Raw genomic sequence first — 16,230 nt, 5'->3', positions numbered from 1 at the left:
TCAAATTACAATTTATATTACAGCAAATCATTTTTAATAACTTCGTTTATAATTAAAATATAATTCTTTCGTTATAGCTTTTATATTGATTTATCTTTGAACTACAACAAAAAACGAACTTTAATGGTTAACAAAAAAATCATACTTTTTATAAGTTTTATTTTACTAAACTTAAATTTTTACGCACAGCAATCGGCAACATATACCAATTCGTTAGTCGATTATCAAAAAGCACTTACATTATATAATAACAAGCAGTATCTAGCAGCCCAATCGATGTTTGATAAAATCAAAGATGATACAGATAATGAGCAGTTAGAATCTGACTGTAGTTATTATTATGCCAATTGTGCTGTAAGATTAAATCAGCAAAATGCAGATGCCTTAATTGAAGATTTTGTTGAAACCTATCCTACAAGTACAAAGCGTAACACCGCATTTTTAGATGTTGCAGATTATTATTTTGATAATGCTAAATATGCTTATGCCAGAAAATGGTATGAAAAGGTTGATGAGAATAGTATCTCTAGAGCAGAGCGCGATAAATTTTCATTTAATTATGGATACAGTTTGTATTCAACAAAAGATGAAAAAGGAGCTCAAAAATATTTAAATCGTGTAGTAAACTCTAAAGAATATGGTTCTGAGGCTAAATACTATATAGGCTTTATGGCTTATGAAGGCGACGATTACGACAAGGCTAATGAGTATTTTGAGCAAGTTAGTGATGAGGAGAAATACAAAGAAAAGCTGTCATATTACCAAGCAGATTTAAACTTTAAGCTAGGTAATTTTGAAAAGGCTATTGCACTTGCTAAAGAGCAATTGCCAAAGAGTGATGCTAATGAAAAATCAGAATTGTCTAAAATAATTGGAGAAAGCTATTTTAACCTTCAAAAGTATGCTGAAGCCATTCCGTTTTTAAAAGATTATAAAGGCAAAAAGGGAAAGTGGAATAATACCGATTATTACCAATTAGGGTATGCTTATTACAAGCAAAACGATTTTGAAACAGCCATTTCAGAATTCAATAAAATAATTGGTGGTAATAATAGTGTCGCTCAAAATGCCTATTATCATTTAGGTGAGAGTTATATAAATCTTGATAAAAAACAAGAAGCATTAAACGCATTCAGAAATGCTTCTCAAATGGATTTTGATCTTAAAATTCAAGAAGATGCTTGGCTGAATTATGCAAAAATTAGTTACGAAATTGGTAATCCTTATCAATCTGTTCCTCAAGTACTAACTAGCTATTTAAACAAGTATCCAAAAACAGCTTATAAAGAAGAAATCGAAAGCCTTTTAATCGATTCTTATATCACATCAAAAAACTATCAGGAAGCCTTAAAATTATTAGAAGGCAAAAATAGTTTTGAAAATAAGGTGGCGTTTCAGAAGGTTGCGTTTTACAGAGGTATTGAGGTCTATAATGAAACCAAATATGCAGATGCTAAACGTCTTTTTGAAAAGTCATTAGGCGAACCAAGAGATGCTAAATTTACAGCTAGAGCAACCTATTGGAAAGCAGAAACAGACTATATTTTAGGGGATTATAATGATGCTTTGGTTGGGTTTAAACAGTTTCAGCAACAGTCTGAAGCTGCTTCAACTCCAGAGTTTAAAAATTTAGATTATAATATTGCGTATACATATTTTAAACAAAAAAGCTATGCTAAATCTACAGAGCATTTTAAAACGTTTATAGCCAATAAAAAGGAAGATAAATTACGTCTTAATGATGCTTACTTACGTTTAGGGGATGGTTATTTCGTGTCTAGCGATTATCAAAATGCAATTAATGCATACGATAAAGCCATCGCTCTTAATGAAATTGAAACTGATTATGCTGCATTTCAAAAAGCAATGAGCTATGGATATATAGGTCAAAACAACTCAAAAATTCAAGAGCTTAATAGCTTTATTGATAAATACACAAAATCTGCTTTGCGTGACGATGCCATGTATGAGTTGGCAAATTCGTACGTAAAATCAAATCAGTCTAGTAAGGCAATGGCAATGTACGACAGGCTAAATTCCGAATACAAAAACAGTGTGTTTATTCCTAAATCGTTATTACGTCAAGGTTTAGCTTACTATAACGAAAGTCAGAACGAGCAAGCATTAAGCAAATTTAAAAAAGTGGCTAAAGAGTATCCAAGCTCTGAAGACGCTATACAGGCTGTATCAACTGCACGATTAATTTATATTGATTTAGGTAGAGTTGATGAGTATGCTGCTTGGGTAAAAACTCTTGATTATGTAAATGTAACAGATGCCGATTTAGATAACACAACATATCTTGCAGCAGAAAAACAGTATTTAGACAATAATACAGATAATGCCATTAAGCAGTTTAATAATTATTTAAGCTCGTTTCCAAATGGTATTCATGCCTTAAAATCTCATTTTTATATAGCACAATTATATTCTAAAAAGGCACTTCCAGAAAATGCTCAACCTCATTATGAGTATGTTGTAAATAAGCCAAAAAGTGAGTTTACTGAGCAGTCTTTGGTGAAGTTGTCTGAAACTTATTTAAATGCTTCACAATGGAACAAAGCAATACCATTATTAAAGCGTTTAGAATCTGAAGCCGATTATCCTCAAAATATAACCTATGCGCAATCAAATTTAATGAATGCTTATTATCAGCTATCAAAGTATAATGAAGCTGAAGCTTATGCTGAAAAAGTATTGGCGAGCTCTAAAATTGATAATAAAGTAAAAAGCGATGCGCAAATTATTATTGCACGTTCAGCAATTAAAACCAATAACGAGACAAAAGCTAAATCTGCTTATGCCGAAGTTGAGAAAATTGCAACAGGTGCTTTGGCTGCTGAGGCTTTATTTTATAACGCCTACTTTAAAAATAAAGAAGGTAAATATGAGGCTTCTAACACAACAATTCAAAAATTAGCGAAAGATTATTCTAGCTATAAATACTATAGTGCAAAAGGACTAGTAGTAATGGCAAAGAATTTTTATGCATTGAAAGATGCTTTCCAAGCAACATATATTTTGGAGAGTGTTATTAATAATTTTTCAGAGTTTGACGATGTAGTTACTGAAGCGCAAGCCGAATTGAAAAAAATAAAAACAGAAGAAGCTAAAACAAATTCATCAATCACAACAGAAAACTAACATCCTTACGAAAGTAGGAATCTCGTATAGTTCTGTTCAATGTATTAATAAAATGACAAACAAAATCAAATATATTTTCATAGCAACAATTTTTACTGCTTCTACAGTTTTCGCTCAAGAGCGAACTAAAGATACTTTAGATCCAGAAGTGGTAAATGTGGTAAAACCATATACACCAACAATATCTGATGCTTTTAAAGTTAAAGAAACCCCAACTTTAGATGACGAAACTACAGCAACTAAAAAGCCAATTAAGTATAATATATTTTCTATTCCTGTAGCGTCAACATTCACACCTGCAAAAGGAAAAGCTGCAAGCGTTAACAAAGCCAAACAAGAAAAATTATATGATAATTACGCGTCATTAGGTGTTGGTACTTACACAACAATTTTAGGTGAAGTGTATCTTAATCACGCATTAAGCAGAACAGAAAGTGTTGGAGGTTATTTGAGCCATCATTCTTCTGGTGGTGGCATTGAAGGCTTGTTGTTAGACGACAAGTTTTCTAACACTAACTTAAATGTAAATTATAGTAAGAAATTAAGAGATTACTCTTGGACAGTTGATGGCGGATTTTTATACCAAACGTATAATTGGTATGGATTGCCACAGCCTTATTTTGATGCAACAACGGCAGATACTTTAGATGTTAGTCATTCGTATTATGGAGCAAATTTTGGTGGAAAAATTAAGTTTGATGATGCTTGGTTTAAAGATGGTAGTGTGCGTTTTCGTCGATTTGGAGATAATCAAGGTTCAGGAGAAAATAGATTTGTAGCCAAAGGGAAAGTAAATATTCCTGTACAAGGTGAAACTATTTCTACAAGTATCACTTTAGATTATTTAAGTGGAAGTTTTGATAGAAATTATTATACAGATGATGAACTTAAATATGGAAATTTTAATGTTGGTGTAGCGCCAAGTTATCAGTTAATAGAAGACGATTTAACACTTAATCTTGGTGTTAATTTGGTGTATTTAAACGATACTGAAGCTGGAGAAAACAAGTTTTATCTATACCCAAATATAACAGCTAGTTATCGTTTGGTTGATGAGTTATTAATCGCTTATGGTGGTATTGAAGGCGGATTAATTCAAAATACATATGAAGATTTTGCACAAATTAATCCTTTTGTTTCGCCAACCTTGTTTGTCGCTCCAACAGATCAACAGTATAACGCTTCGGTAGGTTTAAAAGGACGTTTGTCTAATAATATGAGCTATAATATTAGCGGACATTATTTGGCAGATAGAAACAAAGCACTTTACAGAGCAAATAGTATTTTAGGAGGCGCAACAGAAGATTATCAGTATGGTAATTCTTATAGAATAGTTTATGATGATGTATCAACATTTTCATTAGCTGGAGAGTTAAATGTAGATGTTAACAGAAACTTTAAACTTGGTTTGAAAGCCGAATATTTTGCGTATAGTACAGATGCCGAAGCAGAGCCTTGGAATCTTCCAGATATTAAAGCATCATTGTTTATGGATTACCAAATAAACGAGCATTGGTTTGCTGGAGCTGGATTGTTTTATGTAGGTGAGCGTAAAGATTTATTTTATGAAGAAGCTACATTTTTTCCAACTACTCCAATGACCATAACTTTAGATAGTTATTTTGATGCCAATGCACATCTTGGTTATAAAGTAAATAGCCAGTTGTCTGTGTATGCTAAAGCTAACAATATTGCAAATCAAGATTACCAACGTTGGTTAAATTATCCTGTACAAGGAATTCAGTTTTTAGCAGGTGCAACATATCAGTTCGATTTTTAATAAATTCCTGCGAAGGCAGGAATCTCATTTTAAATAATTCAAAAGCGTTCTTCCATAGTGTCGAACGCTTTTCTTATTTTTACAATATAAGCTCGTCAGGTCGAGCGCAGTCGAGACCTAATCAATGAAATAAAAACTTTATCATGAAAAAACTTCTATCTCTAATTATTCTAATGTCTTGTCTTTCTTGTCAGACATCTAAAGAAACTGTCGATTCTATTATAATCAACGCATCTGTTTATACAGTTAATTCAAATTTTGATAAGGCTGAAGCATTTGCTATAAAAGAAGGAAAATTTGTTGATGTTGGTACCAATGCAGAAATACAAGAAAAATATACTTCTGAGACTATTATCGATGCCAAAGATCAAACTGTTGTTCCTGGATTAATAGATGCACATTGCCATTTTTTAGGAATGGGTTTTAATCAGCAATCTGTAAACTTAGTTGGGACAAAAAGTTTTGATGAAGTGGTGCAAAGAGTTGTAGAGTTTCAAAAGGAAAAGAATTTAAATTATATAGTTGGAAGAGGTTGGGATCAAAACGATTGGGACATTAAAGAGTTCCCAAATAAAGCTAAACTAGATAGTTTATTTCCTAATACACCTATATCGTTAACGCGTATTGATGGTCATGCAATTTTATGTAATCAGGCTGCATTAGGTTTAGGTAAAGTAACAGTGAATAGTAAAATAGATGGAGGAGAAGTAGTCATTGAAAACGGAAAATTATCAGGTGTTTTAATAGACAATGCCGAAAATTTAGTAATGAATTATTGGCCAAAATCGTCTAGACAAGATGTTGTAAATGCATTATTAGACGCTCAAAAAGTTTGTTTCGATTATGGGTTAACAACTGTTGATGATGCTGGTTTAAGTCCAGAATCTATCCAAATAATTGATAGTTTACAGCAGGTAGGTGATTTAAAAATTCGTATTTACGCAATGGTCTCAGCATCTAAAGAAAATTTAGAGTATTACTTAAATAAAGGCATTACAAAAACCGACCGACTTAATGTACGTTCATTTAAGTATTATGCTGATGGAGCATTAGGTTCACGAGGTGCTATGTTAAGAGCACCTTATAGCGATAAACCTGGTCATTTTGGATTGTTGGTTACCGATTTAGAAACCTTTAATGATGCTGCGCAACGTATTGCTAATTCAGAGTTTCAGATGAATACACACGCTATTGGCGATTCGGCAAATCATGCTGTTTTGCAAACTTATAGCAAAGTGTTAAACGGAAAATCTAACAGACGTTGGAGAGTAGAGCACGCGCAAGTAATATCACCTGAAGATTTTAAGTATTACAATGATATTATACCATCAATACAACCTACACATGCAACTAGCGATATGTATTGGGCTGAAGATAGACTAGGAGCAGAGCGTGTAAAAGGTGCTTATGCTTATAAACAATTATTGAATGCTTATGGTAAAGTAGCATTAGGAACCGATTTTCCTGTGGAGCAGGTAAGTCCGTTTTTAACTTTTTATGCAGCAGTAGCTAGACAAGATTTAGAGCAATATCCTGATGGAGGTTACCAAATGGAAAACGCATTAACAAGAGAAGAAACCTTAAAAGGAATGACCATTTGGGCTGCCTATTCTAATTTTGAAGAAAATGAAAAAGGAAGTATTGAAGTTGGTAAGTTTGCAGATTTCATCATTTTAGACACAGATATTATGACTGTTGATGCGCACCAAATTCCGAATATTAAAGTAGTGAAAACGTTTGTGGATGGGAAGGAGCAGTAAGTTTAACTCAACCTCGCCAAATAATCATAATGCTCACCTTCAATAACTAATTCGCACTGTAAACCAACAGCTTTACATGCTGTAAGCAAAGTGTTAAAATCGAGGTATAACCATTTCATTGGTGTTTCATCTTCACCTTTGTAGCTTAAAAAATAGTCGAGTTCGCCATAGTAGTCTGAGTTCATGTTTTGCCAAACGCCACCATCGTCATCTTCATACATATAAGTAATATCTGATGAATCTATTAAAATCTGTCCTTGAGGTTTTAAAAGCGATTTTAAATGCTTTAAGTATTTTGATACTTGCGATAGTTCTTGAAAAATACCTGTACCATTCATCAGCAATAAAATAGTATCAAAAGTATCGGTTTCGTTTAGGACATCTTTTAATTCAGAATTTAAAACACCTCGTAGTTTAGTAACTTCAATGGCGCCTTTAGAGATGTCAATGGCTTTTACATCTATACCTTTGCTTTGTAAATACAAGCTATGACTTCCAGAGCCACAACCAACATCTAGTACCTTTCCTTTAGCTAACTGTAAAGCTTTTTGCTCTAATTTAGGCATCTCTTTATAACTTCTAAAGAGATACGGAAGTGGTAATTCATCTTCATCAGAAATACTTGTAGATGTGATGAGGTCTTCAGTATAATTACCATTTTGATAATCTAACAATGCTTTTCCGAATAGATCTTTCATTAAAAATATTTGTCATACTGAACTTGATTCAGCATCTTATTAATGTTAAATTTGCTATATGCAAGACATCATAAACAATCTTCCAAAGCTCGCCAAAGATAAGCATAAGGAAAATAAAACCTTCTTTACAAAGCTTAAAAAGAAGACGCCAAAACAATTGGATTATCTCATGCAAGAGTTACATGACCAGGAGTTTAAACGTACAGATTGTTTAACATGTGCAAATTGTTGTAAAACTACAGGGCCTTTATTTACTGATAAAGATGTTGAGCGTATAGCGAAGCATTTTAAAATGAAGCCATCGCAATTTATAGATCAGTTTTTACGTATCGATGAAGATAATGACTACGTATTGCAAAGTGTACCTTGCACGTTTTTAGGAGCCGATAATTATTGTTCTATTTATGATGTAAGACCAAAAGCATGTCGTGAGTTTCCGCATACTGACAGGAAAAAGTTTCAGCAAATATCTAATCTAACATTAAAGAATGTTGAAATATGTCCTGCTGCTTTTAATATAGTTGAGGAAATGAAAAAGAGGATTGCGTTTAAATAAATAGCATTAGGAATAATTATTGATATATAACGTATTAAAAAAAGCTATGAAAAATCTAATTATAAGAGCTTCGTTAATTTTTTTCACAGTTAATTTATCGTATTCACAAGAATGGATGACCTCTTTAGAGATTGCCCAAAAGTTAGCATTAATGCAAAATAAGACAGTTCTTATGGTCTGGGAAGAAGCAACTAAATACCCTTACCTTGTATATGTAGATGATGAAAAAGGTGGAACGATTGTAATTGGAAACTTATTTGAAGATGAAAAAATAAGTCAATTAATTTGGAAAAATTTTGTGCCTGTAATAGTAAGTGAAAGCCAACATGCTAACTTATACAAGAAAGTAAAAGGCAAACGAAAACAGCGCTATATTGATAAATTTAATGATGACTCAATAAAAATAATGGATGCCAACGGCAATATTATTAATACCTCTTATGTAGCTGAAGACTATTTGGATATTGCAAAATTAATTGAGAATTATGCATTAAACACCCAATTAGTTACACTTGAATTAGAAGCTTATAAAAAGGAAAAAAACTTCTATTCTGCCTATTACCTGGCTTCAAAATATTTAGATTTAGCAGTGTATGTCAATGAGGCAATACGATCAGAAATTATTGATTTATCCAATATTTATTTAGATGAAGCTGTAGGTTTTTTAGAAATTGAAGCTACAGAAGATAAGTCAACTCTAAAACAAAGAGCTGAGCTTTTAAAAATTCAGGAATATCTAATTTTAAATAGACCAAAAAGAGTATTGAGAGAATTAAAAAAAATGGATGCTGAAAATATAGAGAGTACTAATGAAGCATTAGTTAACTTTTTATATTATACTGCTTATAGCATTTTAAAAGATGAAAAAAATATTGAGCTATGGAAAACTAAAGTTTCTTTATTAAATTTGAAAAAAGCACAAATGATTATTAATATAAATACTTAGCCACTTGGAATCTATCATAAATTATTTCGAAACCATCCCATCACTTCACAGAAGTATTATACTAGTTGGAGGTATTACTTTTTTCTGGCTTTTAGAAGGTACTTTACCTCTGTTTAATTTCAAGTATAAAAAATGGAAACATGCTGTACCTAACTTGTTTTTTACCTTAACAACTGTAATAGTTAATTTCGGATTAGCATCCTTATTGGTTTTTACATCACTTTGGGTAAAGGAAAATGATTTCGGAATTATTAATTGGTTACCAGAAATGCCTTTATGGTTATATGTTGTTTTAGGAGTGTTGCTTTTAGATTTTGTTGGAGCTTATTTAGCGCATTATGTCGAGCATAAAGTAAAACCATTGTGGATGATTCATTTAGTGCATCATACAGATCATAAGGTAGATACCACTACTGCGAACAGACATCATCCTTTAGAAAGTGTAATTAGATTTATGTTCACATTATTTGGTGTCTTTATTATTGGAACTCCAATTGCTATTGTATTCTTATACCAATCATTATCACTAGTAGCAACACAATTTAGTCATGCAAATATTAAATTACCTCGTAAAGTTGATACAGTATTAAGCTATGTTTTGGTATCACCAGATATGCATAAAGTGCATCATCATTATATGTTACCATATACAGATTCTAATTATGGAAACATCTTTTCAATCTGGGATAGATTGTTTGGAACCTTTATGAAGCTAGACAGAGAAACTATTGTTTATGGTGTAGATACCTTTCCAAATGAAGAGGAAAATAGTAATATTAAAGACCTTCTTAAGCAGCCTTTTCATAAATATAGAAAGCCAACGAGTTTGTAAATCTACTCGATTGCTTTTTTGTTATTCATCTGTTTTTTTTGTACATCTAAACAATATATCGCAACTTTTTGTACGTTAAACTAAAATTTAATGTATGCAGCTTTGTTCATTTTATCTTTGAGTTAAATAATTAATCCTAAGCTACTTAAGTGGTTTAGTTTGTTTTTTGTTTAACCCTCAAATGACCCCAGTCATGAACAAACCAGCAAACATTGAACTAAAAGTTCAATTACTTTCCGTAATACTATTTTTTGTATTAAGTGTAAATTTTAATGCATTTGCACAACATACATTTACAACCATTAAAAAGAATTTAAATCCTGATGCAGTTAACCTCGAACACGATTTAACTGTTAATGGAGATTCGTTAGTTTTAAAAAGCGATTATCTGTTTGATAAAATTGGATTCTTAAATAATGGTAATAGAAAAGTACTTCAATTTAATCCGCCAGTATTTTCAGCACAAGTTCCAGTAAATCAATTTCCTGTTGGTAATTATACTGTTTTGGTATATGAAAGCGATAGAATTATAGTGTTTAGAATTTCGAGACTTATGGAGTATGATGATGTTGAGGTACTTAGTGATGTTGCTATGAATGATGTAACTTTGGTTAATAGTACTGAAGAGCTGACTTCTGAAGATATTTCTAAAATCATGGCAAAAGTTGAAGATATGAGTAGTACCATTGTAATGAATGATGTTAGTATAAATAATGATGTAAAGATTGAATCTAGCGAAGTAGATAAAACATCAGATGAAAAGAGTATAGGTTTTGCAACGTCAATTACCGTTAAAGAAGAAAAACAAAAGGGCTATAACATTACTAATTTAGAGCGAGAAGGGACTATGACTCGTGAAGAGTATAGAAAAACACACGCTAGACCTAACGGAAAACCATATAACAACAAAAAGGAGTAAGCCAGTATGTGGTTTAAAGATACTTCAACTCCTTTTTTTACCGTTCATAGATTTTATTGTCTAGATAAAAAATAATATATCTAGATTAGATCTTAGGGATCAGACTATTTGCTATTAATTCAACAAACGTTGAGGTTAATAGCATTTTATATATATGGGTAAATATAGAAGATTAGTCATTGCATCCGTTATGGGTCTTTACATTCAAAAATCACAAGGGCAGCAAAATTTTGCTACGATTGAAAAGAATGTAAATATCAGAGCAAAAGACCTAATCCACGATTTAAATAAAACAAAAGATACTTTAATACTTAAAAGCACTAAAGGCATCGATTTTGTATATTCAATTAATAGTAAATATAAAAGAGAATTGGATGTCGAAATAGACGCTAACGCTACTTTGGTTAAAATACCATTAAATAGGCTCAGTAAAGGCAAACATACTTTTGTTGTTGGTCAATCACCTTTAAAAATCATTTTTGTTGTTCGTGTACAAAAAGAAAATCCTGCAATAGTATTAGTTTCTAATAATGATAAAGCTTTAGGAACTAACAAAGAAGATTAATTTAATCCAAAAAAATAGCTTCTAACTCATCACCAAACTGCTGCACTTGTGCACCAGAAAGGTTAGTTAAAATAGAGATTACAAGTTTTTCTTGCGGATAAACAATTAAAATCGTTGCAGCTCCAACACCACCTCCTGTGTGGTAATATTTTGGAGTGCCATTTTTAGAAGTTTCTACAGAAAAACCAATACCATAACCTGTATTGTTTCCTGTATCTAAATGTTGTGATGTGATTAGTTCTTTAATAGCTTCTTTAGATACAATTTTAGGGAATAATAGTTCATTCCCTAATTTCACAATATCTTCAGATGTCGATAAAAATCCTCCACCAGCTACTTTATATTCGTTAGCCACAGGATCACAAACAACAGGTTTTCTATAATTAGACTTTCTGTAAAACTCACATCTATTAGGTATTACAATATCAGATGCATCTATTACTGTATTAGTCATCTGTAAAGGCTTGAATACAGAATCTGTTACATAAGCATTAAACTCTTTCTGTGAAGCTTTCTGCATGGCTTCACTCATAAGTACATAACCAAAAGAGTTATATAAAAACTGAGTTCCAGGTTGAAAAACAAGTGAGTCGTTTTTAAATAAATCTAATCCTTCTGTAATCGACATTTTTTTATTAAGTGCATACTCATTATTATCTTTATAATGTCTAATGCCTGCGAGATGTCCACCAAGCTGTCGTACTGTAAAATCGAATTTCTGTTTTGGGTAGTCAGGTAAATAAGTGTAAATACTTTCGTTTAAATTAATCTCTTTATCATCTACCATTTTAGCTAAAGCAATAGCAGTAATCGATTTTGAAATACTAGCAATTCTAAACTGTGTTTCGTCTGGTTTTACTTTTGTTTTAGGCTTACGTTTTGCTTTTCCAAAACCATCAGACCAAATAATATCACCATGTTGTGATACTGTAATAGCCATTCCAGGCACACGTTGCTTTCGTAAAAACTTTTTAGCAAGCTTTTTTGCAGTTCTTATTTTGGCTTGTTGCGGACTGTCGATAGTCTGACTAAAACCCAATGAGGTAGATAGAAGTATAAAAGAGGCAATAATTCGTTTAAGCATTAGTTATAAATCAAATAGGTTTTACGCATGTTTTTAAATTCTTTAAGACCTTTAGCCCAAGTAGCTTTAATCTCTTTTTCAGACAGACCTTCTTCTATCTGTTGTTGTAGTGTTGTAGTTCCAGCCAATTTGGTAAAAAAAGCATTAAAAAATATCTTTTTATCTACAGTATGATTGTAGGCTTCAATTAGAAAACTTAAATCTAAAGTACTTAAAGCTTCCGAATTACTTAAATCTTTTCCAAAACACATTTTACCTTGATGAGGTGGCGTTTTTGCGCCTTCGTTAGGTTGAGGTACAAATTTAAAAGTATAATAATCTTTATACAAATACGGACTTCCATAAACCTGAAATTGCTTATGTGTACCACGACCTACACTCACATTAGTACCTTCAAAAAAGCACAAACTTGGATATAAATTTATCGAAGTATCATTAGGTAAGTTTGGCGATGGTTTAATAGGCAAACTATAAGCAGTTTTGTGAGTATAATTTTTAATAGGAATCACAGTCAATTCACATTGCACACCTTTGTTTAACCATTGTTCTCCATTAATCATTTTGGCATATTCGCCAATGGTCATCCCATGAACCACAGGAATTGGATGCATACCAACAAAACTTTTATGTTCTGGCTCTAAAATTGGTCCATCAACATAATGACCATTTGGATTTGGTCTGTCAAAAATAATAACAGGAATATTAGCTTCTGCACAAGCCTCCATAACATAGTGTAAAGTAGAAATGTAGGTGTAAAAACGAGTGCCAACATCTTGAAGGTCAAAAACCATAAGGTCAATACCTTTTAGCTGCTCTGGTTTTGGTTTTTTATTGTCACCATAAAGTGAAATAATTGGGATTCCAGTTTTTGTATCTACACCATCTTTTATAACTTCTCCAGCATCAGCAGTACCTCTAAAACCATGCTCTGGAGCAAATACTTTTTTTACAGCAATATGCATCGCAAGTAACGAATCTACACTATGCGTGTAAGTATTGTTATCACGTTTAAAAATAACCGAACTCTGATTGGCAACAATACCAACGTTTTTACCTTTAAGCAATGGTAAATACAGCTCTGTTTGGTTAGCACCTACTGCAATTTCTTCAGCAATTATATCGTTACTTTCTTCGGTAGTATCATTTGTGTTAGATTGGTCATCACGCTTCGAAAAGTTTCCACAAGAAATCAATACCAAAACAAATAATAAAACTGTATTTTTGAACATCTTAAAACGCATACATTAATTTTGAATTACGAGTTATTTTTAGCTAAACGTATTATAGGCAGTAAAGCGTATAAAAGTAGTGTTTCGGCACCAATTATAAAAATTGGAATTGCCGCAATTGCTATCGGAATTATAGTTATGCTCATTGCCATTGCTACAGGAATTGGGCTCCAGCAAAAAATACGCGATAAAGTCGTAGCTTTTAATGGAGATATTACCATTACCAATTATGATACCAATGTGTCCGACGAGTCAGAAAAACCAATCTCCATACATCAAGAATTTTATCCGAAGTTTAAAAACATCGAAGGTATAAAACACGTACAGGCAGTAGCAACCAAGTTTGGCGTTGTACGTACCGAAACCGATTTTGAAGGCATTGTATTAAAAGGCGTAGGTAACGATTATAATTGGACGTATTTTAAAGAGTTCTTGGTCGATGGTCGTTTACCAGACTATTCAAAAGATATGAATAGCGAAGTCCTTATTTCGCAGTACTTGGCTAACCGATTACACTTTAAAGTAGGCGATAGCTTCCAAACGCTATTTGGTAAAGAAAGCGCTAACGAAATTCCGTTTCAGCGTACCTTTAAAGTGGTAGGTATTTACAACTCAGGGTTTCAGGAGCTGGACGAAAAATTCGTAATTGGCGACCTTCGTCATGTGCAACGTCTTAATAAATGGGACGAAGACCAAATAGGCAATTTCGAGGTGTTTATTGACGATTTCTCTCAAATACAATATAAAGGCGTCGAAGTGTACCAAGCCACACCTTCTAACCTCAATGCCGAAACTGTAGAACAAAAATACGCGTCAGTATTCGAGTGGATAAAAATATTCGACAACAACACTTATGGCATTATAGGTATAATGATTATCGTTGCAGCAATTAACATGATAACAGCCTTACTCGTATTAATCCTCGAGCGCACACAAATGATAGGTATTCTCAAAGCATTGGGTAGCAACAATTGGAGCATACGCAAAGTGTTTTTATACAACGCAACCTATCTTATAGGCTTAGGTTTATTTTGGGGAAATCTCATTGGGTTAAGCATGTTGTTTATTCAAAAATATACAGGCATCATAAAATTCCCAAATCCCGAAGAGTATCACATGAGCACCATTCCAGCCTATATTAGTTTAGATTATATCCTGCTGCTCAATATAGGCACATTCGTAGTGTGTTTACTTATATTGCTTATCCCTTCAATCATCATCACAAAAATATCACCAGTAAAAGCCATTCGTTTCGAGTAGTTGGGCGTTACCTTTCAGGTCGAGCTTTCGTCACTCGCTTTTAAAACTGTCATATCGAGCGCAGTCGAGATACAGTTTTAAAGAGCTCAAACAATCGCCTCAATCACTAACGCGAAAAAGGCAATAGTTAAAAGGCATTAGTAAAAAGTAAAAAATAAATTCTCTATAGTTTGTCATTCCGCACTACGATGCGGAATCTATCTATTTAATATTGTCATATCGAGCGCAGTCGAATGTCATATCGAGCGCAGTCGAGATACAATTAACAATTAACTCAATCACTAACACAAAAATTGTAAATCGCAAATAATAAAACTACCTTTGCATCGCAAAATTAACAGAATGAAATACGCAAAAAACATATTAGAAACTATAGGTAACACACCATTAGTACAAATAAATAAACTCACAGCAGATTTACCTTGTTTAGTATTAGCAAAATACGAAACCTTTAATCCTGGCAACTCTACAAAAGACCGAATGGCATTAACCATGATTGAAGATGCCGAAGCCGACGGTCGCCTAAAACCAGGAGGAACCATTATAGAAGGTACTTCAGGAAATACAGGAATGGGTTTAGCATTAGCAGCCATTGTAAAAGGTTACAAATGTATTTTTGTGTTGTCCGACAAGCAGTCTAAAGAAAAAATGGACATACTTCGCGCAGTAGGAGCTGAGGTTGTTGTTTGCCCAACTGATGTTGAGCCAACCGATCCTCGTTCGTACTATTCTGTATCAAAACGATTAGCAACCGAAGTACCAAACTCATGGTATGTAAACCAATACGATAACCCAAGTAATGCCAAAGCACATTACCAAAGCACAGGACCAGAAATCTGGGAACAAACCGATGGTAAAGTCACACATTTTGTGGTTGGTGTTGGTACTGGTGGTACTATCTCTGGTGTTGGTAAATACCTAAAAGAGCAAAACCCTAATATTAAAGTTTGGGGAATCGATACTTATGGTTCGGTGTTTAAAAAATACCACGAAACTGGTATTTTCGATGAAAAAGAAATTTACCCTTACGTTACCGAAGGTATTGGCGAAGATATATTACCAGAAAATGTCGATTTTAGTATTATCGATGGCTTTACTAAAGTAACTGATAAAGATGCTGCGGTATATACACAACTATTAGCAAAACAAGAAGGTATGTTTTTAGGTAATAGTGCTGGTGCAGCTATTAAAGGACTCTTACAACTTAAAGAACACTTTACTAAAGACGATGTGGTTGTGGTATTATTTCACGACCATGGTAGCCGTTATGTTGGTAAAATGTTTAACGACGATTGGATGAAAAAAATGGGCTATATCGACTAGTCTTTTTGTCTCACTGAGCGGAGTCGAAGTGCCATAACGAGTAGCATGTAGCAACAATAATAACCTTGTCATACTGAACTTGTTTCAGTATCTATAAAAATAAAAACCTGAACGAAAGTTCAGGTTTTTTTATG

Annotated in this window: 13 protein-coding genes; 10 read left to right on the top strand and 3 right to left on the bottom strand. The window is 32.8% G+C overall.

Translation table 11 applies throughout. The features are described from left to right. Positions 1 to 123: 123 nt before the first annotated feature. From IEW41_RS02870 to IEW41_RS02860, 3 genes are all read left to right on the top strand, one after another. Entirely contained in the window at positions 124 to 3,144 is a 3,021-nt protein-coding gene (locus IEW41_RS02870) for a tetratricopeptide repeat protein (protein WP_188604826.1), read from the top strand. Positions 3,145 to 3,196: 52 nt separating this feature from the next. Next, entirely contained in the window at positions 3,197 to 4,924 is a 1,728-nt protein-coding gene (locus IEW41_RS02865; protein WP_188604825.1) for a porin family protein, read from the top strand. 143 nt (positions 4,925 to 5,067) lie between these two features. Further along, the gene (locus IEW41_RS02860; protein ID WP_188604824.1) at positions 5,068 to 6,684 is read left to right on the top strand and encodes an amidohydrolase; all 1,617 of its coding nucleotides are present in this window, start codon (positions 5,068 to 5,070) and stop codon (positions 6,682 to 6,684) included. Positions 6,685 to 6,686: 2 nt separating this feature from the next. Here the strand turns inward: IEW41_RS02860 and IEW41_RS02855 are convergent, their stop codons facing one another. Then, on the bottom strand, positions 6,687 to 7,382 hold the full coding sequence (locus tag IEW41_RS02855; protein WP_188604823.1) for a class I SAM-dependent methyltransferase: 696 nt from the start codon (positions 7,380 to 7,382) through the stop codon (positions 6,687 to 6,689). A gap of 58 nt (positions 7,383 to 7,440) precedes the next feature. Here IEW41_RS02855 and IEW41_RS02850 point away from each other — a divergent pair, with 58 nt between their 5' ends. From IEW41_RS02850 to IEW41_RS02830, 5 genes are all read left to right on the top strand, one after another. Continuing rightward, on the top strand, positions 7,441 to 7,938 hold the full coding sequence (locus IEW41_RS02850; RefSeq protein WP_188604822.1) for a YkgJ family cysteine cluster protein: 498 nt from the start codon (positions 7,441 to 7,443) through the stop codon (positions 7,936 to 7,938). Positions 7,939 to 7,984: 46 nt separating this feature from the next. Beyond that, a complete protein-coding gene (locus IEW41_RS02845; protein ID WP_188604821.1) occupies positions 7,985 to 8,884 on the top strand; it encodes a hypothetical protein in 900 nt (299 codons plus the stop codon). 4 nt (positions 8,885 to 8,888) lie between these two features. Then, positions 8,889 to 9,716 (top strand): sterol desaturase family protein, encoded by an 828-nt coding sequence (locus IEW41_RS02840; RefSeq protein WP_188604820.1) that lies wholly within the window; start codon positions 8,889 to 8,891, stop codon positions 9,714 to 9,716. Between the two features lie 193 nt (positions 9,717 to 9,909). Continuing rightward, positions 9,910 to 10,635 carry a hypothetical protein gene (locus IEW41_RS02835; RefSeq protein WP_188604819.1) on the top strand — a complete coding sequence of 242 codons (726 nt, stop codon included), beginning with the start codon at positions 9,910 to 9,912 and terminating at the stop codon, positions 10,633 to 10,635. Positions 10,636 to 10,789: 154 nt separating this feature from the next. After that, the gene (locus tag IEW41_RS02830) at positions 10,790 to 11,200 is read left to right on the top strand and encodes a hypothetical protein (protein ID WP_188604818.1); all 411 of its coding nucleotides are present in this window, start codon (positions 10,790 to 10,792) and stop codon (positions 11,198 to 11,200) included. Position 11,201: 1 nt separating this feature from the next. Here the strand turns inward: IEW41_RS02830 and IEW41_RS02825 are convergent, their stop codons facing one another. Continuing rightward, on the bottom strand, positions 11,202 to 12,284 hold the full coding sequence (locus IEW41_RS02825; protein WP_188604817.1) for a serine hydrolase domain-containing protein: 1,083 nt from the start codon (positions 12,282 to 12,284) through the stop codon (positions 11,202 to 11,204). Continuing rightward, a complete protein-coding gene (locus IEW41_RS02820) occupies positions 12,284 to 13,525 on the bottom strand; it encodes an exo-beta-N-acetylmuramidase NamZ family protein (protein WP_188604816.1) in 1,242 nt (413 codons plus the stop codon). The genes IEW41_RS02825 and IEW41_RS02820 overlap by 1 nt, the downstream gene beginning before the upstream one ends. Positions 13,526 to 13,534: 9 nt before the next feature. On the opposite strand from IEW41_RS02820, the gene IEW41_RS02815 reads away from it, so the two are divergent. Together IEW41_RS02815 and IEW41_RS02810 are read left to right on the top strand one after the other, a co-directional pair. Beyond that, a complete protein-coding gene (locus IEW41_RS02815; RefSeq protein ID WP_188604815.1) occupies positions 13,535 to 14,773 on the top strand; it encodes an ABC transporter permease in 1,239 nt (412 codons plus the stop codon). A gap of 342 nt (positions 14,774 to 15,115) precedes the next feature. Continuing rightward, positions 15,116 to 16,096, top strand: coding sequence for a PLP-dependent cysteine synthase family protein (locus IEW41_RS02810; protein WP_188604814.1), 981 nt, complete (start codon positions 15,116 to 15,118; stop codon positions 16,094 to 16,096). The last annotated feature ends 134 nt before the right edge of the window (positions 16,097 to 16,230 follow it).

Source organism: Aquaticitalea lipolytica, assembly GCF_014641635.1.
GTDB lineage: Bacteria > Bacteroidota > Bacteroidia > Flavobacteriales > Flavobacteriaceae > Aquaticitalea > Aquaticitalea lipolytica.
This window is presented reverse-complemented; position numbering and strand designations above follow the sequence as displayed.